Source organism: Streptomyces vastus (assembly GCF_039532825.1).
GTDB lineage: Bacteria > Actinomycetota > Actinomycetes > Streptomycetales > Streptomycetaceae > Streptomyces > Streptomyces vastus.
Map to the genome: position 1 here is coordinate 1 of NZ_BAAASJ010000088.1, position 515 is coordinate 515.

Genomic DNA, 515 nt, shown 5'->3' on the forward strand with positions numbered 1-515 from the left:
TCGCGGCTGAGCAGCACACCCGGCAGCGGGCCGCTGTCCCAGAACTTCTTGATGCTGGGCCGCAGCCGGGTCAGCACCTTGAAGGCGCGGTCCACATCCAGCGGGTACAGCTTGTCCATCGGCACCCCGTCGGCCAGCAGCGCGAACTCCAGCTCGGGCAGGTCACCGTCCGGGTGGACCAACGCGCGATCCCCCTGGAACGCCTTGGTGTCCCAGAAGTCCGCCCACGACTCCGGCTTCTTACCGCCGAAGGCATCCGTGCGGTACGCGATGCACTGACCGTAGAAGCTGTTGCCGATGGCATGGTCGGTGATCTGGTTCTCGGGGATCTTCGCGCTCTTCACGCTCTTGACCCGGTCCAGGTCCAGCGCCTCCAGAGCGTCCTGCGCCACGTACTTGAGGTGCGACATCATCGAGTTGTTGATGAGGTCACACTGCGGGCGGCCCTGCTTGATCTGCGCGAGCAGCGGAGCGTCGTCCAGGTTCAGCACCTTGACGGCGACCCCGGTCTCCTG

At 65.6% G+C, this 515-nt stretch carries 1 protein-coding gene; it reads right to left on the reverse strand.

Annotation, left to right across the window (positions count from 1 at the left end):
• Positions 1–515: extracellular solute-binding protein (locus tag ABD357_RS29930; RefSeq protein ID WP_344394142.1), on the reverse strand; the 515-nt coding region annotated here is incomplete at both ends.